The sequence below is a fragment of the Streptomyces sp. CNQ329 genome (assembly GCF_000482585.1).
In genome coordinates, this window is record NZ_AXVU01000004.1 from 16,284 (window position 1) to 37,961 (window position 21,678).

The window sequence follows — 21,678 nt, forward strand, 5'->3', positions numbered from 1 at the left end:
CTCCCCTCGGCCCGCCCGCCGCCGCGCTCCCGCGCAGACGGTGCCGGCGCGGTTCGTGCCGGCCCGGTCCCCTGGTCTCCGTACGTGCGCTCATGGCCCGAAGGTACGAGCCCCGCCCCCACCTCCGGTGATCACCGGCAAATCCTGTGGATAACTCGCCAGTTGTGGACAAACCGCGGCTACGCGCCGCGGCTACGCCGCGACACCACCGCGCCCAGCAGCCCCGGCCCCGTGTGCGCCCCGATGACCGCGCCCACCTCGCTCAGGTGCAGCTCCCCCAGCCCCGGCACCCGCTCCCGCAGCCGGTCCGCGAGCTCCGCCGCGCGTTCCGCCGCGGCCAGGTGGTGCACCGCGACGTCCACCGGCCCCTCCGCCGAGCGCTCCAGCACCAGCTCCTCCAGCCGCAGGATCGCCCGGCCCGCCGTACGGACCTTCTCCAGCAGTTCGATCCGTCCGCCGTCCAGCCGCAGCAGCGGCTTGACCGCCAGCGCCGAGCCCAGCAGCGCCTGGGCGGTCCCGATCCGGCCGCCGCGGCGCAGGTAGTCCAGGGTGTCGACGTAGAAGAACGCCGACGTGCCCGCCGCCCGCCGCTCCGCCGCCTCCACCGCGTCGTCCACGGTGCCACCCGCCTCCGCGGCCTCCGCGGCGGCGATCGCGCAGAAGCCGAGGGCCATCGCCACCATCCGGGTGTCCACCACCCGCACCGGCACCGGAGCCTCCTTCGCCGCCAGCACCGCCGCGTCGTACGTCCCGGAGAACTCGGCGGACAGGTGCAGTGACACGATGCCCCGGGCGCCCGCCTCCGCCGCCTTCCGGTACGTCGCCGCGAAGAGCGCGGGGCTCGGCCTCGACGTCGTCACCGGATTCCGCTTGCGCAGCGCCTCGGCCAGCGAACGGGCGGAGATCTCGGTGCCCTCCTCCAGCGCCCGGTCGCCGAGCACGACGGTCAGCGGGACGGAGATGATGCCGTGCCGCCGCATCGCCTCGGGCGGCAGATAGGCCGTGGAATCGGCGACGATCGCGACATCGGGGGACATGCCCAAGACACTACTGGGCTCGCCGAACCCCCCGCATCCGAGGGCCCGCACGGCGCGTACGGGCTAGGCGATCCGCCGAGGTCACGCCCGGTGTCCCGGTCGGTGTCACGGCCCCGGACAGCGCTACGCCGACTCCGGCTTGCGCAGCTTGTCGATCTTCGACAGCAGAGCCTGGAAGGCGTCCTGCCCCTCCGCCGCCCCTGAGGAGGACAGCGCCGGCTGCTGCTTCGGCGACCGGCCCGCGCCGTCCGCCGCCGGCGCGTCTTTTCCGGACGGCACGCCGGACGCGGCGGCCGACGGGCCGGAGGCCCCGGCGGCGGCCCCCGGCGACTGCTCTTCCGCCGCGGGCGTCCAGTGCCGCAGCGCGCCCGTCTCCAGGTCGATCTGCGTCGTCAGCGCGTCCAGACCCTCGTCGTCCTCCGCCGTGTGCCGCGCACGGTCCTGCGCCGCCCAGCGCAGCGAGTTCGCCGACTGGGCGATCCGCTCCGCGCGGCTGCGCAGCTCCGGGAGCCGCTCCGCGACGCGCGCCTTGTCCGGCTCCCGCTCCAGGAGCCGCAGCTCGCCGTCGACCTGGCGGGCGTACTCGTGGAGCCGGTCCAGCAGGCCGATCGACTCGCGCAGCCCGGGGTCGTCCTCCACGGCGAGTTCCAGCTCACGGCGGGTGGAGTCGATGGAGCTGCGCAGGGTGAGCCGCAGGCCCGCGATGTCGCCGGCCGCGCCCGGCTGCACCGCGCGGCGGGCTTTCAGCGTGGTCTCCTGGACCGTTCTGCGGGTATCGGCCACCGTGCGTTCGACGCCGCGCTTCACCGCCCGCGTCGCCTTCACGGTCAGGACCACGCCCGCCGCGACACAGAGCACGAAGAACAGCGCCAGCAGAGCGACGACGACGTCCATGAGGTCTGCATCCCTCCCTCTCGGGCCCCGCAGGCCCCGGCGGCCCCCGCAGGCGGTCTCTCTCCAGCCTACGGGTACGGGAAAGGCCGGACGACACCGTCCGGCCCCCGGTCTTCCCTGAATCATCCCTGAGGGAGGGCCCGGCGGATTTTCGCCGGCGATCGCGCGCCGTGCCCGGCACGCAGTGCGGCCGGGCACCCGAAGCCGGGTGCCCGGCCGCACGCGGCGTCTCAGATGACCACGTTCACCAGCTTCGGCGCCCGTACGATCACCTTGCGGACCGGCGCCCCGCCCAGCGCCCGCCGCACCGCCTCGTCGGCCAGCGCCGCCGCCTCCAGCTCCGCCTCCGCGATGTCGGGCGACACCTCCAGCCGGGCCTTGACCTTGCCCTTGACCTGCACCACGCACGTGACCGTCTCGTCGGCCACGTACCGCGGATCGGCGACCGGGAACGGCTCGTAGACCACCGTCGTGGGGTGCCCCAGCCGGTGCCACAGCTCCTCGGCGACGTGCGGGGCCAGCGGCGCGACCAGCTTCACCAGCACCTCGGCGACGCTCCGCGGCACCGCGCGCAGCTTGGTGACGTGGTTGTTCAGCTCCGTCACCTTCGCGATGGCCGTGTTGAAGCGCAGCCCCGCCATGTCCCTGGTGACCCCGTCGACGGCCTTGTGCAGCGCCCGCAGCGTCTCCTCGTCCGGCTCGGCGTCCACGACGGTGACGGCGCCGGTCGACTCGTCGACGACGTTGCGCCACAGCCGCTGCAGCAGCCGGTACTGGCCGACGACCGCGCGGGTGTCCCAGGGACGGGAGACGTCCAGGGGGCCCATCGCCATCTCGTACAGCCGCAGCGTGTCCGCCCCGTACTCGGCGCAGATCTCGTCCGGCGTGACGGCGTTCTTCAGGGACTTGCCCATCTTGCCCAGCTCGCGCCTGACCCGCTCGCCGCCGTACCAGTAGGCGCCGTCGCGCTCCTCGACCTCCGCGGCGGGCACCGGGAAGCCGCGGGCGTCGCGGTAGACGTACGCCTGGATCATGCCCTGGTTGAACAGCTTGTGGAACGGCTCCGCGGACGAGATGTGGCCCAGGTCGTACAGGACCTTGGACCAGAAGCGGGCGTACAGCAGGTGCAGCACGGCGTGCTCGGCGCCGCCGACGTACAGGTCGACGCCGCCGTGCGGCTTGCCCTCCGCCGGGCCCATCCAGGCGCGCTCGATCGCGGGGTCGACCAGCCGCTCGGCGTTGTGCGGGTCCAGGTAGCGCAGCTCGTACCAGCAGGAGCCGGCCCAGTTGGGCATGGTGTTGGTCTCGCGCCGGTAGCGTCGCGGTCCCGAGCCGTCGCCCAGGTCCAGGGTGACGTTCACCCAGTCCGCGTTGCGGGACAGGGGCGTCTCGGGGCGGCTGTCGGCGTCGTCCGGGTCGAAGGTGCGCGGCGAGTAGTCCTCGACCTCGGGCAGCTCCAGCGGCAGCATCGACTCGGGCAGGGCGTGGGCGACGTCGTTCTCGTCGTAGACGATCGGGAAGGGCTCGCCCCAGTAGCGCTGGCGGCTGAACAGCCAGTCGCGCAGCCGGAAGCCGACGGTGCCCTCGCCGACGCCGCGGTCCTCCAGCCAGGCGATGATCTTCCGCTTGGCCTCGGCCACCTCCAGGCCGTTCAGGTCGATGTCCTCCCCCGCGGAGTTGATCGCGGGCCCGTCGCCGGTGTACGCCTTGCCGTCCCAGTCCGCCGGCGGCTGCACGGTACGGATGATGGGCAGCTCGAAGACCTCGGAGAACTCCCAGTCGCGCGTGTCCTGTCCGGGTACGGCCATGATGGCGCCGGTGCCGTAGCCCATCAGCACGTAGTCGGCGACGAAGACCGGCAGGCGCTCGCCGTTGACGGGGTTCAGCGCGTACGCGCCGGTGAAGACGCCGGTCTTCTCCTTGGCTTCGGCCTGCCGCTCCACGTCGGACTTGGCGGCGGCCTGGACGCGGTACGTCTCCACCGCCTCCGCGGGCGTGGCGTGCCCGCCGGTCCACACCTCGTGGGTGCCCTGCGGCCAGCCGCCCGGGACGATGCCGTCGACCAGCGGGTGCTCGGGCGCCAGCACCATGTAGGTGGCGCCGAACAGGGTGTCGGGGCGGGTGGTGAAGACCGGGATCCGCGTGTCCTCGTGCCCGTCGACGGGGAAGTCGACGCGGGCGCCCTCGCTGCGGCCGATCCAGTTGCGCTGCTGCAGCTTGATGGCCTCCGGCCAGTCCAGCTCGTCCAGGTCGGCCAGCAGCCGGTCCGCGTAGGCGGTGATGCGCATCATCCACTGCCGCAGATTCGCCTTGAAGACGGGGAAGTTGCCGCGCTCGGAGCGGCCGTCGGCGGTGACCTCCTCGTTGGCCAGGACGGTGCCCAGGCCAGGGCACCAGTTGACCGGCGAGTCGGAGGCGTAGGCCAGGCGGTAGCCGCTCAGCACCTCGGCGCGCTCCGCGTCCGTCAGCTCCGCCCAGGGGCGCCGGTCGGGCGTCTCACGCTTGCCCGTCTCGAACTGCTCGACCAGGGTGGCGATCGGACGGGCGGCGTCCGCCTCCTCGTCGTACCAGGACTCGAAGATCTGCAGGAAGATCCACTGGGTCCACTTGTAGTAGTCCGGGTCGATCGTGGCGAACGACTTGTCCCCGTCGTGCCCCAGGCCCAGGCGGCTCAGCTGGCGGCGCATCGAGGCGATGTTCGCCTCGGTGGTGACGCGCGGGTGGGTGCCGGTCTGTACGGCGTACTGCTCGGCGGGCAGGCCGAAGGCGTCGAAGCCCATGGTGTGCAGGACGCTGTGGCCGGTCATGCGCTCGTAGCGGGCGTAGACGTCGGTGGCGATGTATCCCAGGGGGTGGCCCACGTGCAGCCCCGCGCCCGAGGGATACGGGAACATGTCCATGATGAACTTCCGGGGCCGGTCCGACGCCGCGGCGGTGTCCACCGCGTACGTGCCCTCACGCGCCCAGAAGTCCTGCCAGCGTGCCTCGATCTCGGCAGCCAGGGCCGCGGTGTAGCGGTGCGGTGCCGTCGCCGGCACGGTCTCGGGGGCGGCGGCGGTGGTCGTCTCGCTGCTCATCGTCCTCAAAGCTCCTGGTGGTCTCTGCCTGCGGTCCGGATGCGGAAACGAAAAAACCCCTCGCACAGGAGGGGACGCCGCGCTGAGTGTTTCCTGCCGTCAGCGCGGCCCGCTAAGCAGAAGGCGTCGGGCACGCATGTGCTCAGGGTATCGCAGCCGCCGGCCGAGCCGGGATGCCCATGTCGCCGCGGCCGGGGGCAGGGGTCGGGCGCGGGTCCGGGACCCGCATCCTGACGGGTGAGTGGAGCTAAGGAGATTCGAACTCCTGACCCCTTGCATGCCATGCAAGTGCTCTACCAACTGAGCTATAGCCCCCGGGCGGCCCTCACCCTACCCCACCGGCGGCGGGCGGAGATCAGGCCGTCGCGAACGAGTAGAAGCGCTTGAGCGTGCAGTGCTCGTCCAGCAGCCGGCCGTAGATCGGCTCGCCCTCCAGCTCCCGGTACGTCTCGATGGGATCGCCCTTTATGATCAGCGCCCGCGCGCACTCCTCGCACCAGTACTGGTAGTCGGGGTTGAGCGGCTCCATGTCGCGCACGATGGGGGTGCCGTTTCCGCACCAGTCGCACTTCCTGCTGTGTGCTCCCATCACTCAGCTCCAGCTATGGCCGCAGGCCGTGCACACATAGGACACTCCGCCGTTGTCACCGAGCACCTGCGCGACGTGCGAAGAACCGCAGGCCGGACAGTGCAGGACGGAGGCGCGGGACGCTCCCTGCCGACGGGTCACGGCCGCCTGCTGCCTCCCGGTGGCGCACGAAGGCATCTCGCAGCCCCTCCCTTCGGCTTCCGCCCTGTGAGGATGCTGTGATTCTGCCACGCGCGGCCGGGGCGGTCAGCGCCGATACCGGTACCGAACCCCCGCAAGCAGCCCGAGTACGCCCACAGCGGCCAGCGCGAGGGCCGCGTTCCCCACCGCATCCGCGGAAGCCTGCGCCGTCGGTGCGCCCACGCGCTCCAGATACAGGGTGCCGATCGTCGCCACTCCTATGAGGCCGCCGAGCTGCGCCGTGGTGGTCATCAGGCCGCTGGCATGCGGCGCGTCCTCGGGGCGTACGAGCGCGAGTGCGCCGGTCAGACTGGGGCTGAAGGCCAGCGCCAGGCCCAGTCCGACGCCGGTCAGCCCGGCGAAGAAGCCGGGGCCGCCCTCGCCGCCGTCGCGCATCGCCAGCCCCACCGCCAGGAACGACACCGTGAGCGTGGCGAAGCCGGCCGGCACCAGCGCCGGGCGCAGCCGCTCCGGGAGCCGCTGCCAGGTCAGCCCCGCGGCGCCGAAGGCGACGGCGGTCGGCACGAAGGTCAGCCCCGCGCGCAGGGCGCCGAAGCCGAGACCGGACTGCAGGTGCAGCGCCATCACGAACATGAATCCGCTGTTCGCCACCATCGCGAGCCCGGCGCGCACGACGGCCACGGGCATCCCCGGCGCACGCACCACGCGCGGCGGGAACAGCGGCACGCCCCCGCGCCGGGCCAGGCTCGACTCGTACGCCGCGAAGGCCGCCGCCGCCGCGACGCTGCCGCCCAGCATGACCCAGCCCCAGACGGGCCAGTCCAGCTCCTGCCCGAGCACCAGCGGCACGGTGAACAGGGTCACCGCGGCCGCCAGCAGCACCAGCCCGCCCCGGTCGAGCACCCCGCCGTAGACCGGGCCCGCGCCCGCCGCGGGGCGCGGCTCGTCACGGGGCAGCATCCGGGCGCCGAGCACCAGCAGGGGGAGACCGACGACCACGTTCACCAGGAACACCGGGCGCCAGCTCCAGCCGAAGAGGTCGGCGCTGACCAGCAGGCCGCCCGCGATCTGCCCGGCGGCGGCGCCGGTGGCCAGGACGGCCGCGTAGACGCCGAGGGCCCGCACGCGCGCGGTGCCGGTGAAGGTGCGCTGCACGAGGCTGAGCACCTGGGGAATCATCGCCGCCGCGCCCGCACCCTGCACCAGCCGGAACGCGATGAGCTGGCCGGAGGTGGCGGCGAGGCCGCAGGCGAGCGAGGCGGCGGTGAAGAGCATGAGACCGCCGAGGTACATGCGGCGGTGGCCCAGGATGGCACCGAGCCGGGCGCCGGTGATCAGCAGCACGGAGTACGAGATGACGTACCCGGCGACGATCAGTTGCAGCTCGGCGCCGGAGGTGCCCAGGTCGGTGCGCATGGTGGGGGCGGCGACGTTGACGATGAAGACGTCGAGCAGCGCCATGAACTGGCCGGCGAGGACGATGCCGAGGAGCCAGCCGGGGCGTACGCCGGAGACGTTGTCGGTGCCGGGCGTTTTACTGGAGGTGGCGGCGGTGCCGGACGGCCGGCCGCCGCCGGTGGCGCGGAGGGCGCCGGCGGCGGTGCCGCCGGCGGGGGAGGTCGTGGTGGTCTCATGCATACCGCGAGCATCCCTCCGGCGCTGTACTGGTAATGAGAGCCTGCTGATGCTGGTACTGACAGCACCTGGCACGGCGGGCCGACCGGCCCGACCCTGGAGTGATGAGCATGACGACGGTGGCGAACGGACGCCGCAGGCCCGAGCTGGCCTCCTTCCTGCGCAGCCGCCGGGCGCGCATCACCCCGGCGGACGTCGGCATGCCGCCCGGCCCGCGGCGCCGCACCCCGGGGCTGCGCCGCGAGGAGGTCGCGCAGCTCTCCGGCGTGGGTGTCACGTGGTACACGTGGCTGGAGCAGGGCCGGCCCATCAACGCCAGCCCTCAGGTGCTCGACGCGGTGGCACGCACGCTGCGCCTCGACGCGATGGAGCGCGAGCACCTGTACCACCTGGCCGAGGTGGCGTACGCGCCCGAGCCGGCCGCCGCCGCCCGCTCCGTCGGTCCGGAGGTGCTGGGGATCCTGACGGCCCTGGACCTGCCCGCGGCGGTCTACAACGCGCGCTACGACGTGCTCGCCGCCAACGAGCTGTACGAGCGGATGTTCCCCGCCCTCGGCCACGCCGAGCCGCATGAGCGCAACGTGCTGTGGCAGCTCTTCTCCGCCCGCGCCTGCTGCTGCGCCATGGTCAACAGGGACGAGGAGCTGCCGGTCCTGGTGGCCACGTTCCGCGGGGCGTACGGCCGGCACGTGGGGGAGCCGTCCTGGGAGTCTCTGATCCGCTCCCTGTCCGAGATCAGCGAGGACTTCGCGGCGATGTGGCGCCGCGGGGACGTGGCGCCGCCGGGCTCGCGCGTCAAGGTCGTGCAGCACGCCTCGGTCGGGGAGCTGCGCTGCGTGTCGACGTCGCTGTCGGTCACGGGGATGCCCGAGACCCGGATCGTGGTCTACTCCCCCGCGGACGAGGCCAGCCGCAAGCTGCTCGACTGCCTGCGGACGCTGGCGGACCCCCTGATCGGCTGCAAGGTCCACGCCCGCCCTCTGTCGCAGGAGCGCGCCCGGCAGGCGGCGCTGCGGGGCCCGGGAAACGACGAATCCCGCCCCAGCGGGACGGGATTCTGAAGACCGTTCGGGTGGAGCTAAGGAGAATCGAACTCCTGACCTCTTGCATGCCATGCAAGCGCTCTACCAACTGAGCTATAGCCCCTTGCGGCCGCTTCGCCGGAACCGGCGGGCGAACGAGCTAAAGCTTAGCGGGAAGGGGGCCGGAAACAAAAATCGGTTACCCGAGGCCGCCCGGCGCCTACGTGTCGTCGCCCAGCACCGGCTCCGGCAGGCTCCCCGCGTTGTGCTCCAGCAGCCGCCAGCCGCGCACCGACTCCCCGAGCACCGACCAGCTGCAGTTGGACAGCCCGCCCAGCGCCTCCCAGTTCCGCGGCTCGATGCCCAGCAGCCGGCCGATGGTCGTGCGGATCGTGCCCCCGTGGCTGACCACCACCAGCGTGCCGGCGTCGGACAGCTTCTCGGCGTGCGCCATCACCACGGGCGCCGCCCGGTCGGCGACCTCGGTCTCCAGCTCGCCGCCGCCGCGCCGCACCGGCTCGCCGCGCTTCCACGCGGCGTACTGCTCGCCGTGGCGCGCGATGATCTCGTCGTGCGTCAGCCCCTGCCAGACGCCCGCGTACGTCTCCCGCAGCGCGCTGTCGTACGTGACCTCAAGGCCCGTCAGCGCCACCAGCTCGGCGGCGGTGGCGCGGGTACGCACCAGATCGGAGCAGATCATCGCGTCCGGCCGCAGCGCCGCCAGCAGCCGGGCGGCGCGCCTCGCCTGAAGCACGCCCGCCTCGGTCAGCTCGATGTCGGTCTGGCCCTGGAAGCGCCGCTCCAGGTTCCACGCGGTCTGGCCGTGCCGCCACAGGACGATCCGGCGGTCACGCATCCCGCCGGGCCCCGTCGCCGTGCGCCTCCGCGTACTCCGCGGCGCGCCCGCGGGTGGCCACCGCGTCCGGCGGCAGGTCGAGCTGCGGGCAGTCCTTCCACAGCCGCTCCAGCGCGTAGAAGACCCGCTCCTCCGAGTGCTGCACATGGACCACGATGTCCGAGTAGTCCAGCAGGACCCAGCGGCCGTCCCGCTCGCCCTCGCGCCGCACCGGCTTGGCGCCGCGCTCCTTCAAAAGCGCCTCCTCGATGCCGTCCACGATGGCCTTGACCTGGCGGTCGTTGGGCGCGGAGGCGAGCAGGAAGGCGTCGGTGATGGCGAGGACGTCGCTGACGTCGTACGCGACGATGTCGTGCGCGAGCTTGTCGGCGGCGGCCTGCGCCGCGGTGCCGACCAGGTCGAGGGAGCGGTCCGTTGCGGTCACGGGCGGGGCTGTCCACTTCTGTCGGGAACTCGGACTATCACTGCGGATACGTATTCCAGGATCTCACGCCCGTACGACAGGCCCGCGGCTCCCGGCACCGTCACCCCTCGTAGTCCTGCCCGAGCACGACGCTCACGTCCGCGTTCGCCGGCGTCCGGCCCTTGGCCACGGCCTTCTCCGGCAGCCCGAGCGTCCTGGCGACCTGCACGGCCTGCTCCTTCGCCGCCGCGTCCGCGTAGCGCACCTCGGAGGACGCCGCGGGCTCCCCGGCCTGACCGCCGTCGACGAACGTGAAGCCGCCGTTGACCAGCGCGACCTTCGCGTGCTCCGCCGGCTTCGCGCTGCCCGTGCCGTTCTGCACGCTGACCCGCATCGCCGTGGCCCCGTCGGGGCTCTTGACCGTGCCGCCGAGGACGTCCTCGACGATCTTCCGGGTGGCCTGCTCGCTCGGCCGGCCGTCGCCTCCGACCTCCAGCGTCTCGGTCGCGTACGCGCCCTCCTTGGCCAGCTCCGACAGCGACGCCAGGGACGCGGCCAGCTCGGCCTCGGACAGGGACGGGTCGAGGACCATACCCATGGACTTCACCAGGTTCTTGGCGCCCGCCGTGTCGCTGGGCAGGCTCTTCAGCACGGCCTGCATGACCTGCCCGAAGCGCCGCAACTGCGCCGTCTGCGGCTCACCGTCGGCCAGGTGGGTGGCGTAGGCGATGGCCGCCTCGCCGTTGAGCCTGCGCTTCTGCCCCTTCTCGACCAGCGGGTCGTCGCCCTTCTTCGCGCCGGGCACGGTCGCGTCGGCGTCGAGGACGATGCCGCCGACGCCTTCCACGAGGATTTCCAGGTACGGGGTGTCCAGCCGCCAGCTTCCCTTGATCTCGGAGCCCAGCAGCGCGTCGATCGCGTCCCTGGTGGCGCCCGCGCCCTGCTCGTCGACGGCCTGGCCGAGGGTGGTGGCGGTGCCGTCGTCGCCGGAGACGGCGAGGTCGTTGGGGAGCAGCACGGTGGTGCCCTTGCCGGTGGTGGCGTTGTTCACGAGCAGCGCGGAGGCGCTGCCGCCGCCGTCGGTGTCGTGGAGGTGCACCACCAGGGTGTCCCGCTTCTCCTCGCCCGTCGCCGCCGGCGCCGAGTCGCCGCCGACGAAGGGGAGCCGGTCGGTCGCCCACAGGTAGCCGGTGCCGCCGAGCACGGCGAGGACCATGACGACCAGCAGCGCGACACGGCGGTTACGGCCGCGGCGCTTGGCCTCCTCGCGGCGCTCGGTGCGGCTCTCGGTGAACTTCAGCCAGTCGATGACGTCTTCGGAGGAGTCGGTCTCGTCCTCGACGAAGGAGAACTGCTCGGTGGCGTACTCGCGCGGCTCGTGCGGCCGAGGGCCCGGGGCGGAGGGCTCGCCCGGGGGGCGCTGCTGCGGGATGCGCCCCCAGTCGCCGTCGGGCGGTACGGGCGTCACGGGCTGCTCGCCGGAGTGCGCGGCCGGGCCGTAGGGGTCGTAGTCGTAGTCGTACCCGACGGCCGGGGGCGGGGCGTGCGGGGCGTAGTGCTGCTGCTGTGCCGTGGGGTGGGGGGCCTGGACCGGGTAGGGGACGTTCTGCCGCGGGGGCGGCGGCTGGGCGTACGGGTCGTAGTCGTACCCGTAGCCGGCGGACGGGTCCCGGTAGCCCTGGCCGCCGGGGTCCGGCGGGGCGCCCTGCTGGTCGTAGTCGTAGCCCTGCTGTCCGTACGGGTCGTAGCCGCGGGCGTGGGGGTCCTGGTACGGGTCGTGGCCCTGCGGGCCGCGGTATCCGTCGTTCACTGGTGCCCCTTCCATAATGGGCAATCCCCGCCCACGGTCCCCCCGTGCTTACCCTTTGCTGCCCGTGCGGCCCCCCGCCCGCCCCTGTAGATCCTGCGCGTCAACGCCGGTCGCGGTAAAGCCTTCGCTTGTTGATGTAACGAACAACGCCGTCTGGCACCAGATACCAGACGGGTTCGTCGCGAGCCACCCGTTCCCGGCAATCCGTGGACGAGATGGCGAGCGCGGGCACCTCGATCAAGGAGACCCTGCCCTCGGGCAGCCCGGGGTCGTGCAGCCGGTGACCCGGTCGGGTCACCCCGATGAAGTGGGCCAGGGAGAAGAGTTCCTCCGCGCCCCGCCAGGTGAAGATCTGGGAGAGCGCGTCCGCACCGGTGATGAAGAACAGTTCCGCCTCGGGTTCGAGCCCGTGCAGCTCCCGGAGCGTGTCGATCGTGTACGTCGGGCCTCCGCGGTCGATGTCGATGCGGCTGACCGAGAACTGCGGGTTCGACGCCGTGGCGATCACGGTCATCAGATAACGGTCCTCGCGGGGCGAGACCACCTTGTCGCCCTTCTGCCACGGCTCGCCCGTGGGCACGAAGATCACCTCGTCGAGGTGGAACCGGGCGGCGACCTCGCTCGCCGCCACCAGGTGACCGTGGTGGACGGGGTCGAACGTCCCGCCCATCACCCCGAGTCTGCGTTTCACCGCAGTCAGCGGTCCCGGTTGAAGCGGGTGGTGATGAAGAGCAGGAGGAGCAGGATGAACAGCGTGCTCCCGCCGACGAAGTAGGCGTTGGGGCCGTTGCTCTCGTGCTCACCGCCGCCACCGCTCTCGGATGCGGAGGCGAGGGTCACGGCGAGGTCGTGGGCGGCAGTCAGAGCGCTCATGGTCACGGTGGCCAATCCGGTGTCGTCGGGGTGGGCGTGCCTCGACATCGTAAGCGGGTCCGCGGCCCGCCCCCACGTCGGCTCCGCCATCGGGGGCGCGGGCCGGGGTCGCCGCGGCGGCGGCCGAGGTCACCGTCCGGTATGGATGCCGTGACGAACCTGCTACGGAACTCCCGGCTGCGCCGGCCCGTTGTCGCACTAGCCTTGGGGGCCAGACGTACGGGGAGGGGACGGACAGCCATGCCTGAACTCAACAAGAACGTGCCGAGCCGAGAACGCAGGAGGTTCCCCGGCATCTCCTCGCGGGCGTACGAGCACCCCGCCGACCGCTCCGCGCTCGTCTCGCTGCGCAAGCTCACGGGCTTCGACAAGGTCTTCAAGGCGATCAGCGGCATGCTGCCCGAGCGCTCGCTGCGGCTGCTGTTCCTCTCCGACTCGGTGCGGGTCGGAGACCAGCAGTTCCAGCACCTGCACGACATGCTGCGCGACGCCTGTTACATCCTGGACCTCGACAAGGTCCCGCAGATGTACGTCAAGCAGGACCCCCAGCCCAACGCGATGTGCATCGGCATGGACGAGCCGATCATCGTCGTCACCACCGGCCTGGTCGAGCTGCTCGACGAGGAGGAGATGCGGGCCGTCATCGGGCACGAGGTGGGCCACGCGCTCTCCGGCCACTCGGTGTACCGCACGATCATGCTCTTCCTCACCAACCTCGCCCTCGCGCTCGCCTGGATCCCGCTGGGCGCCCTGGCGATACGGGCCATCATCGCCGCGCTGCTGGAGTGGTTCCGCAAGTCGGAGCTGTCCGCGGACCGTGCCGGGCTGCTCGTCGGGCAGGACCTGGAGGCGTCGATGCGCGGGCTGATGAAGCTCGCCGGCGGCAACCACCTGCACGAGATGAACGTGGACGCGTTCCTGGAGCAGGCCGAGGAGTACGACCGGGGCGGCGACGTCCGCGACTCCGTCCTGAAGATCCTCAACGTGCTGCCGCGCAGCCACCCGTTCACCACCATCCGCGCCGCCGAGCTGAAGCGGTGGTCGGAGAGCCGCGACTACCAGCGGATCATGGACGGCCACTACCCGCGGCGCGACGAGGACAAGGACACCTCCGCGCGGGACTCCTTCCGCGAGTCGGCGAGCAGTTACGCGGACACCGTGAAGAACAGCAAGGACCCGCTGCTGCGGCTCGTCAACGACATCGCGGGCGGCACCGCCGACATCGGCGGCAAGCTGCGGGACCGCTTCAACAACCGCGGCTCCGGCGGCTCCGCACCGTCGGACGGCTCCGGCCCCGCGGACGCCTCGCCCAACTGAGCACCCGTCCCCCCCTCCGCTCAGCGAGCAGCGCCCACCGTACGCACCACGCCGCCGCCCCCTCGTCCCGGGGCGGCGGCGTCCTTCGTACCGGGCCCTCGGTCGGGTACGGCCCCGCACCGGCGGTCCGCACCCGGCACGCCGCTTACGACGGCTCTGTCGCCTGCCCCGTGTCCAGCACGCCGCACAGCGAGCCGCTCAACTGCCCCGGCGTCGCGAACGGGTTGGTGCCCTGCGGGGTCTTCCGCGGGTCCCGCTCGCCGGCCAGCAGCGGCCGCAGATACCCCGAGGCGTCCGCGGTGCACGCCAGCGGGCCGGCGGTCAGCGTGGTCTCGGCCAGCTCCAGTTGCCGGTCGCGCAGGTCGTCGTGGTCGAAGCGGATGCGTACCTGGCGGCGCACGGTGAACAGCGAGGCGTCCGCCTCCCCCGGCGTCCCGGCGGACACCTTCGCGGGGCGCAGCGCGTAGACGAAGACGTGGTCGGCGCTGACCTCCAGTTCCTCTTCGCTGACCTCCGCGAACGTCACCGCGCCGTCGACCCGGACGCTCCGGTCGGCCAGCCGCACGTGCTCGGGGTCGAAGCGGATCATCCAGCCGGTCGCGGCGTGCCTGCCGTCGTCGGAGGGGCGGGCGAGGCTCTGGTCGAACTGGCCGTGCTGCTGGGGGTCGAGCTGGATGCGGACGTCGCGGGCGTTTCCGCCGGTGAGGGTGTGGACGTCGACCGCGGAGGTGACGAGGTAGTCCTTGCCGGCGGTGAGGGCCTGGACGACCTGTTCCTCGGTGAAGTGCCGCGTCGCCTCCGGGTCCGGCAGTTCGATGCCGTCGGCGCCGGTGCCGAAGTCCGCGGCGGAGCTGTCGGCGATCAGCTCGCCGGGCGCGCCGCCGGGCACCGGGCCGTCGGGGGTCAGCGGGACGACGGTGCTGCGCAGCGGGGCCGCGGCGGGGACGCCGGGCTGCCGGTAGGGGTGGCGTACGCCCATGTAGATGGCGGTGCCGAAGGCGAGCGCGATGAGCAGGACGAGCACCAGGGCCTGCCGGGAGGCGCCGGGCCGCTGGGGGCGGCGGCTGCGTACGGCGGGGGCGTGGTCGCCGACGCGCTCCTGGGCCGAGTACTCCTCCAGGCGGGCAGCCTTGACGAACGCCTCATCGAAGACGATGGAGCGGTATTCGTCGTCTCCGCCTCCGGGGGCGCGCTCGGGTGTCCCGTCGGGCGGGCCTTCGTGCCCGGCCATATACAGAAGAGTAGGTCCGCGGCGCCCGGCGTAAACCGGCGCATCAACGCCAACTTGCCGCTGCGCCATGGGGGGTACCGCCCACGGTCGCAGGACGTAGGGGGAGGGTGAGGATCAATCGGGCGGAAGCGGTTGCACCGATCTCCGGCGCCGGCCCGCCGGGGGTTCAGCGGGGTGTCAGGGAGGGCTCGCGGGCGTCCGCGCCGGTCGTGGCCGACGGGCTGGAGCCGCCGGGGGACGGGGCGTCGTCGCGGCCGTCGGGGCCGGAACGGTACACCGCGGCGAAGGAGAGCGCGACTATGCCGACGCCGAGGAGGAGGGCGAGCAGCAGGGCGACGGGGCGCTGCCAGTGCCCGTGGCCGCGGTACGGGCGCAGGGCGCCGCCGTAGGGGCCGTACGGGTCGGGGGCGTCCGGGTCGTCCCAGTCGTCGTACAGCCGCTCGTCCTGGGCGGCGTCGTCAAGGACGGCCTCGGCCTGGGCGCGCGCCTCGGCGGCGCCGACCATGCGCTCCACCGCGCTGGGCTCGTGGAAATGGGCGGAACGGACGAAGTCCTCGTCGAGGACCACGGCGGCGAACTCCTCGTCCGCGCCTCCGTGGTAGTGGCTGTCGGGCTCGTCACCGTCGGCGTACGGCCTGCCCCCCACATCGTCCGGCACCCGACCAGCGTAAACCGGGACAGTCGGGATGCGCCAGGCAGCGGGGGGCCCGGACGGCGGTTCCCGGCCGCCTCCGCGGACCCGGACGGCGGGCGCTACGGGCCTGAGAAGGCGCCTGTACGGCCCTCTCGCGGCCCTTCAGGCTCCCGAGCACCCGGAGGAGGCACGCTGGTCCGTTCGGCGGCGGGGCGCCGGATCACCGCTTGAGCTGACCGTCGCCCGTAACGATGTACTTCGTCGAGGTCAGCTCCGGCAGCCCCATCGGCCCGCGGGCGTGCAGCTTCTGGGTGGAGATGCCGATCTCCGCGCCGAAGCCGAACTCCGCGCCGTCGGTGAACCGGGTGGAGGCGTTCACCATCACCGCCGCGGAATCCACCAGTGAGGTGAAACGGCGGGCGGCGCCGGCGTCGCGGGTGACCACGGCCTCGGTGTGCCCGGAGGACCAGCGGCGGATGTGTGCCACCGCGTCGTCCAGGGAGCGCACCACCGCGGCGGCGATGTCGTACGACAGGTACTCCGTGGCCCAGTCCTCGTCGTCGGCGAGCGCCACCTCCACGCCGGCCGCGGCGCCCGCCTTCACCCAGGCGTCGTCGCCGTGCACGGTGACGCCCGCGGCGCCGAGCGCCCGCAGGGCGCGGGGCAGGAAGACGTCGGCCACGGACTGGTGGACGAGGACGGTCTCGGCGGCGTTGCACACGCTGGGGCGCTGGGCCTTCGCGTTGACGAGGATCTTCTCGGCGAGGTCGAGGTCGGCGTGCTCGTCGACGTACACGTGGCAGTTGCCGGTGCCGGTCTCGATCACCGGGACCGTGGACTCCTCGACCACGGTGCGGATGAGGCCGGCGCCGCCGCGCGGGATGAGCACGTCGACCAGGCCGCGGGCGCGCATCAGCTCGTGCACGGACTCGCGGCCCTGGCCGGGCACCAACTGCACCGCGTCCGGCGGCAGCCCGGCGGAGGCGACCGCGTCGCGCAGCACGGCGACGAGGGCGGCGTTCGAGGCGTACGCGGAGGAGGAGCCGCGCAGCAGCACCGCGTTGCCCGACTTCAGGCAGAGCGCGGCGGCGTCCGCGGTGACGTTGGGCCGGCCCTCGTAGATGATGCCGACGACGCCCAGCGGCACCCGCACCTGCCGCAGTTCGAGACCGTTCGGCAGCGTGGAGCCGCGGACCACCTCGCCGACGGGGTCCGGCAGCCCGGCGACGTCCCGGACGTCGGAGGCGACGCCGGCGATCCGCTCCTCGGTCAGCGTCAGCCGGTCCACGATCGCGTCGGAGACCCCGTCGGCACGCGCGCGGGCGACGTCCTCCGCGTTGGCCGCGACGACCTCCGCGGCGCGCGCCCGCAGCGCGTCGGCGACGGCCAGCAGTGCGGCGTCCTTGGCGGCCCGGGGCAGCGGGGCGATCATCGCCGCCGCGGTACGCGCGCGCTGGGCGGCCTGGCGGACCGGGGACAGGGTTTCGCTGCTCATGCCGGTCAGCGTAGTCGGGGGTGCCGGCATCGTGGACGACCCGTATCACTCCGCGAGACACGGGCGCCGGTGGGTGCGTACGCCCGCGCTTCACCTCGTGCGCGTGCGCCGGTAGCCGCCCCGGAGCGCGGTCACTGCCGTGCGCGCCGGGGCGTACGCCCCCTGCGGCGGCCGGCGCCGCCCCGGTTCGCCCTCAGCGGCTCAGAACGGGTGGACCCCCACCGGCACGGCCGGTGCCGGTCCGTAGCCGTCGGCGATGCGCTGGTGGTACGTCTCCCGCGCGATGACCTCCAGGCCGACGATCTCCCACGGCGGCAACTGCGCCGACGCCCGGTGCTCCCCCCAGAGCCGCAGCGCCACGGCCGCCGCGTCGTGCAGGTCGCGGGCCTCTTCCCAGTAGCGGATCTCGGCGTGGTCGTTGGCGTAGCGACTGGTGAGCAGGAAGGGATGGTCGTGCGCCAGCCGCTCCAGCCCGCGTCTGATCTCCTTCAGCGGGGCCTCGGGTCCTGCGACGCTCAGCGTGACGTGCCAGAGCCGGTGGACACCGTCCGCGGCGGGCCCGTCGGCGCCCGCCGCGGTCGCCGGCTCCTCCGCGCTGCCCGCATGCCCACCTCCGGTCCCCCTGACGCTGGTCAGCGTCCGCTGTGCCGTTCCCCGGGGCAGCGCCCCTGGGCGCCCTTGTGTCACGGGCGGCCTCCTGAATACGAGTCTGCAACTGGCTGCGCGCCGCGGCAGCCCCCATACAACAAAGTTGACCAGCCAACGCGCCCGCCCGTGGTGCTTTTGCCCAAGGTCTCTGCCGCGACACAGGATTTTTCGCGCGCCGCGCGCCGGTCTCCCCCGGGGTGCGGCGCCCGTCGCGCCTGCCGCGCGCCGCCGCTCAACCCTCCAGTGCCGCCCGGCACTTACCGCCTCAGTTGTCGCGCCGCACTACCCGCGTCCTTACGTGTCGAGCACCACCAGGTCGTCCCGGTGCACGACCTCGCGCTCGTACGCCGGGCCCAGCTCCCTGGCCAGCTCACGGGTGGAGCGCCCGAGCAGCCGCGGCAGCTCCTCGGCGTCGAAGGCCACGAGCCCGCGGGCGACCGCCCGGCCCGCGGTGTCCCGCAGCTCCACCGGATCGCCCGCCGTGAACCGGCCCTCCACCTCCTTGATCCCCGCCGGCAGCAGCGAGGTGCGCCGCTCGGTGACGGCCCGTACCGCGCCGTCGTCCAGCACCAGCGCCCCCTGCGGGGTGGAGGCGTGCGCGAGCCACAGCAGCCGGCCGCGGGCGCGCCGTCCGGTGGGGTGGAAGTACGTGCCCGTGGGCTGCCCGGCGAGCGCCGCGTCCGCGTGCACGGCGGAGGTCAGCACGACGGGCACGCCCTCGCCGGTGGCGATCCGGGCGGCCTCCACCTTGGTCACCATGCCGCCCGTGCCCACCCCGGCCCGCCCGGCGGCGCCGAGCCGGACGCCGGCCAGCTCGCCGCGGTGGCGCACCTCGGCGATGCGGGTGGTGCCGGGGGCGGTCGGCGGTCCGTTGTACAGGCCGTCCACGTCGGAGAGGAGCACCAGCAGGTCGGCACGGGCCAGATGGGCGACGAGGGCGGCGAGGCGGTCGTTGTCGCCGAAGCGGATCTCCTCGGTCGCCACGGTGTCGTTCTCGTTGACGACGGGCACGGCGCCCATGGCGAGCAGTTGCTCCAGCGTGCGCTGGGCGTTGCGGTAGTGGGTACGGCGGCTCATGTCGTCGGTGGTCAGCAGCACCTGCCCGACGCGCCTGCCGTAGCGCGCGTACGAGGCCGTGTAGCGGGCCAGCAGCAGCCCCTGCCCGACGCTGGCCGCCGCCTGCTGCCTGGCCAGGTCCCGGGGCCGCTTGCCGAGGCCGAGCGGCGCCAGACCCGCGGCGATGGCGCCGGAGCTGACCAGCACGATCTCCCGCCCGCCGTGCTTGGCGAGCGCGTCCACCAGCGCGTCGACCCGGTCCGCGTCCAGCCCGCCGGCCGCGGTGGTCAGCGAGGACGACCCCACCTTCACGACGACCCTGCGGGCCCCCGCCGCGGCTTCCCGACTCGCCCCTGCCACCTGTACCCCTGCGCTTTCCCGGCCCGCGTCCCTTACGTACGGAACTGCGAATCTACGCCACCGCCCGGCCACCGGGCCGCGCCGTCCCACGGTGCGGACGTCCCCCGGACTTCCGGTGCCCCGGCGCGCCCCGGCCGGGGCGCGCCGGGGCCCGCACCATGAGCCGGTCGTGAAAAACGAAAAGACCACTAAGGCCGCAAACTCCCTGTACGCCCGATTGGCGGCCCATGCCGGGTGGAGAATTGTCTCCTGCCCCGTGACCGTCATACGGTCTGAGGTCAACTCCGTACCACCCCCGGAACCACGCGGTCCCGGGACCATCCTCACGACCTCCCTGCCAGGAGTCAGCACCCGTGCCTTTCGCCGGTATCGCCCCCCGCCGCGCCGTGCAGCTCATGGCGCTGACAGCGCTGCTAGCAGCGTATTGCGCGCAGCTCGTCGGCGCGCTCAAGCCCAGCGTGCCGCTGCTCGTCGCCGCGGCGGCGGGCGGCCTCGCCCTCGACCTCTACCTGCAGCACCAGCAGCCCGGACTGCTCTCCCTGCTCAGCAGGGTCCGCTTCGACATCATGGTCCGCCAGCTCCTGCGCGACATGCTCATCCTCTTCGGCCTGCTGCAGATCGACGGCATCGAGCCGCTGAGGGAGCAGTCGCCCCTGACGGTCATGCTGCTGTCGACGTACCTGCTGCACTTCCTCATCCAGGGCGTCACGATCATGGTGCGCCGGGACCGCACCGTGCCGGTCGTCACCCGGAACGTCGACGCCTCCGCGCTGGGCCTCGCGCCCGCCCCGCCGCGGATCCTCGCCCGCCGCTCCAGCCACCGCCTGCTCTACCTCTCCGTGCCGGTCACGGTCGGCCTGCTGACCACGGCGGCCACCGCGGACGCCCTGTGGGGGGTGCTGGGCCTGGGCATCTCGCTGGCGCTGAGCGTGGCCGGCGCCCTGTACCTGGCGACCTGGCTGCTGCCCGGCAAGCGCACCCCGGACGACGAGCGGGTCCGCGCGTGGTTCACCGACTGGCTGCAGGAGTACCGCCCGACCGTCGGCCTCTACTTCTCCGGCGGGGCCACGTCCGCGTACCAGGCCAACATGTGGGTCTCCACGCTGGCCGCCCTCGACGGCAAGCCGGTGATCGTGCTCCGCGAGCGCTTCATGGTGCAGAAGATCACCGCCACCGACGTGCCGATCGTCTGCCTGCCCAAGGTCGCCGACCTGATGCTCCTGGAGCACTCGACGCTCAAGATGCTGCTGCACCCGTCGAACTCCGGGAAGACCTCGCAGGTGCTGCGCATCCCCACCATCAAGCACGCCTTCACCAACCACGGTGAGAGCGACAAGCTGTCGAGCTGCAACCCGTACGCCAAGGCGTACGACGAGGTGTGGGTGGCCGGCCCCGCGGCCCGTGAGCGCTACCAGCTCGCCGACATCGGCGTCGACGACCACGACGTGGTCGAGGTCGGCCGCCCCCAGCTCGCGCCGATCCGGCCCTACCCCGGTCCGCCGCCCGCCGGCGGCCTGACCACCGTGCTGTACGCCCCCACGTGGGAAGGCTGGGACGGCAACCCCGGCAACACCTCGGTCGTGCTGGCCGGCGAGAACATCGTGCGCGCGCTGCTCGCCGACCCGCAGGTGCGGCTGCTGTACAAGCCGCACCCGCTGACCGGCTCGGTCGACCCGCGCGCGGGCGAGGCCGACAAGCGGATCCAGGCCATGATCACCGAGGCGAACGCGGCCGTCGTCGCCCAGGCCGCGGCCGGCGGCGGGGGCGCGAACGGCCGGGGCGTCCAGCGCCCCGGCCCGGAGGCCGCCGCCGAGCTGGCCCGGGTGCAGGCGGAGCTGGACGGGCTGGACGCCGCGTCCTTCAGGGCCGGCGCCGACGAGGTCGAGCGCATGCTCGTGCAGTCCACCCCCGAGGCCGGCAGGGCCGAGGCCATCCAGGCCGCGACGGAGGCCTGGGAGGCGGCTTACTGGGCCTCGCTGCCCGCGTGGGAGCACCAGATCATCACCGACTCCCGCCCCGGTATCTACGCCTGCTTCAACGTCGCGGACGTGCTGATCAGCGATGTCTCCAGCGTCATCTCGGACTATCTGAGCAGTGAGAAGCCGTACGCGGTCGCCAACACCAGCGGTCTGACCGAGGCGGAGTTCAAGGCGGAGTTCCCGACCGTACGCGCCGGCACCATCCTCGGCCCGAAGGCGAAGCAGATCCCCGCCCTCCTCGACGCCGTCCGCAACCCGGAGCAGGACACCCTGGTGCGGGCCCGCGCCGAGCTGAAGGAGCATCTGCTCGGGCCGGCCGATCCACCGTCGATGGTGCGCTTCAACGCCGCCGCGCTGGCGCTGTGCGCCAAGGCGGACGCGCGCGCGGCGCGCATGGACGCGCGAGGGGAGTCCGATATCCCTTCACAGCGTCGGGACGCGGCCGAGGAGATGGAGCTGGAGCCGGAGGAGCCGGCAGGCGTCTAGGCCACGTCCCCGATACGGAGCCGGTGACGGAACCGGTCCCGGACCAGGACGCCGAGGCGGTCGCGGATGCAGTCGCGGTCGCGGAGGCGGACTCCGGCCCGGAGGCGGATCCGGAACTGCAGGCGTGAAACGGCG

Annotated in this window: 18 protein-coding genes and 2 tRNA genes; 3 read left to right on the forward strand and 17 right to left on the reverse strand. The window is 73.0% G+C overall.

Features of this window, described 5'->3' with window-relative positions:
- Positions 1 to 179 precede the first annotated feature (179 nt).
- From I003_RS0102695 to I003_RS0102720, 6 genes are all read right to left on the reverse strand, one after another.
- Positions 180 to 1,037, reverse strand: coding sequence for a DegV family protein (locus I003_RS0102695; protein ID WP_027770085.1), 858 nt, complete (start codon positions 1,035 to 1,037; stop codon positions 180 to 182).
- Between the two features lie 123 nt (positions 1,038 to 1,160).
- Entirely contained in the window at positions 1,161 to 1,931 is a 771-nt protein-coding gene (locus I003_RS0102700; protein WP_027770086.1) for a hypothetical protein, read from the reverse strand.
- Positions 1,932 to 2,161: 230 nt separating this feature from the next.
- Positions 2,162 to 5,008: a leucine--tRNA ligase gene (leuS, locus tag I003_RS0102705; protein WP_027770087.1), complete on the reverse strand. Its 2,847-nt coding sequence runs from the start codon at positions 5,006 to 5,008 to the stop codon at positions 2,162 to 2,164.
- A gap of 242 nt (positions 5,009 to 5,250) precedes the next feature.
- Positions 5,251 to 5,323, reverse strand: a tRNA-Ala gene (locus I003_RS0102710).
- Positions 5,324 to 5,363: 40 nt separating this feature from the next.
- The gene (locus tag I003_RS0102715) at positions 5,364 to 5,597 is read right to left on the reverse strand and encodes a hypothetical protein (protein WP_026276023.1); all 234 of its coding nucleotides are present in this window, start codon (positions 5,595 to 5,597) and stop codon (positions 5,364 to 5,366) included.
- Between the two features lie 246 nt (positions 5,598 to 5,843).
- Positions 5,844 to 7,376 (reverse strand): MFS transporter, encoded by a 1,533-nt coding sequence (locus I003_RS0102720; protein WP_037719934.1) that lies wholly within the window; start codon positions 7,374 to 7,376, stop codon positions 5,844 to 5,846.
- A 107-nt stretch (positions 7,377 to 7,483) separates the two neighbouring features.
- Here I003_RS0102720 and I003_RS31350 point away from each other — a divergent pair, with 107 nt between their 5' ends.
- Entirely contained in the window at positions 7,484 to 8,434 is a 951-nt protein-coding gene (locus I003_RS31350) for an MmyB family transcriptional regulator (protein WP_051368076.1), read from the forward strand.
- A gap of 12 nt (positions 8,435 to 8,446) precedes the next feature.
- Here I003_RS31350 and I003_RS0102730 read toward each other — a convergent pair.
- The 6 genes from I003_RS0102730 to I003_RS36355 all read right to left on the reverse strand — a co-directional run bounded on the left by I003_RS0102730 (position 8,447) and on the right by I003_RS36355 (position 12,337).
- Positions 8,447 to 8,519 (reverse strand) — tRNA-Ala (locus I003_RS0102730).
- 96 nt (positions 8,520 to 8,615) lie between these two features.
- Positions 8,616 to 9,251 carry a histidine phosphatase family protein gene (locus I003_RS0102735; protein ID WP_027770089.1) on the reverse strand — a complete coding sequence of 212 codons (636 nt, stop codon included), beginning with the start codon at positions 9,249 to 9,251 and terminating at the stop codon, positions 8,616 to 8,618.
- Complete coding sequence (gene rsfS / locus I003_RS0102740; protein WP_027770090.1) at positions 9,244 to 9,675, reverse strand: ribosome silencing factor; 432 nt, start codon at positions 9,673 to 9,675, stop codon at positions 9,244 to 9,246. Before rsfS ends, I003_RS0102735 begins: the two co-directional genes overlap by 8 nt.
- Positions 9,676 to 9,775: 100 nt before the next feature.
- Positions 9,776 to 11,464: an LCP family protein gene (locus tag I003_RS0102745; RefSeq protein WP_027770091.1), complete on the reverse strand. Its 1,689-nt coding sequence runs from the start codon at positions 11,462 to 11,464 to the stop codon at positions 9,776 to 9,778.
- A gap of 100 nt (positions 11,465 to 11,564) precedes the next feature.
- Entirely contained in the window at positions 11,565 to 12,164 is a 600-nt protein-coding gene (gene nadD, locus I003_RS0102750) for a nicotinate-nucleotide adenylyltransferase (RefSeq protein WP_051368062.1), read from the reverse strand.
- Entirely contained in the window at positions 12,161 to 12,337 is a 177-nt protein-coding gene (locus I003_RS36355; protein WP_199784225.1) for a hypothetical protein, read from the reverse strand. Before I003_RS36355 ends, nadD begins: the two co-directional genes overlap by 4 nt.
- Positions 12,338 to 12,577: 240 nt before the next feature.
- On the opposite strand from I003_RS36355, the gene I003_RS0102760 reads away from it, so the two are divergent.
- Positions 12,578 to 13,654: a M48 family metallopeptidase gene (locus tag I003_RS0102760; RefSeq protein WP_027770093.1), complete on the forward strand. Its 1,077-nt coding sequence runs from the start codon at positions 12,578 to 12,580 to the stop codon at positions 13,652 to 13,654.
- A gap of 145 nt (positions 13,655 to 13,799) precedes the next feature.
- Here I003_RS0102760 and I003_RS0102765 read toward each other — a convergent pair whose 3' ends face one another.
- The 5 genes from I003_RS0102765 to proB all read right to left on the reverse strand — a co-directional run bounded on the left by I003_RS0102765 (position 13,800) and on the right by proB (position 19,078).
- On the reverse strand, positions 13,800 to 14,885 hold the full coding sequence (locus tag I003_RS0102765; protein ID WP_027770094.1) for an SCO2583 family membrane protein: 1,086 nt from the start codon (positions 14,883 to 14,885) through the stop codon (positions 13,800 to 13,802).
- A gap of 166 nt (positions 14,886 to 15,051) precedes the next feature.
- Positions 15,052 to 15,543 carry an SCO2584 family spore wall biosynthesis protein gene (locus I003_RS0102770; RefSeq protein WP_486584064.1) on the reverse strand — a complete coding sequence of 164 codons (492 nt, stop codon included), beginning with the start codon at positions 15,541 to 15,543 and terminating at the stop codon, positions 15,052 to 15,054.
- Between the two features lie 196 nt (positions 15,544 to 15,739).
- Positions 15,740 to 17,044 (reverse strand): glutamate-5-semialdehyde dehydrogenase, encoded by a 1,305-nt coding sequence (locus tag I003_RS0102775; protein ID WP_078563681.1) that lies wholly within the window; start codon positions 17,042 to 17,044, stop codon positions 15,740 to 15,742.
- 171 nt (positions 17,045 to 17,215) lie between these two features.
- On the reverse strand, positions 17,216 to 17,701 hold the full coding sequence (locus tag I003_RS0102780) for a hypothetical protein (RefSeq protein ID WP_027770097.1): 486 nt from the start codon (positions 17,699 to 17,701) through the stop codon (positions 17,216 to 17,218).
- 255 nt (positions 17,702 to 17,956) lie between these two features.
- A complete protein-coding gene (gene proB / locus I003_RS0102785) occupies positions 17,957 to 19,078 on the reverse strand; it encodes a glutamate 5-kinase (protein WP_078563683.1) in 1,122 nt (373 codons plus the stop codon).
- Between the two features lie 353 nt (positions 19,079 to 19,431).
- Here proB and I003_RS0102790 point away from each other — a divergent pair, with 353 nt between their 5' ends.
- Positions 19,432 to 21,543, forward strand: a complete 2,112-nt coding sequence (locus I003_RS0102790; RefSeq protein ID WP_027770099.1) for a membrane protein — start codon at positions 19,432 to 19,434, stop codon at positions 21,541 to 21,543.
- Positions 21,544 to 21,678 lie beyond the last annotated feature (135 nt).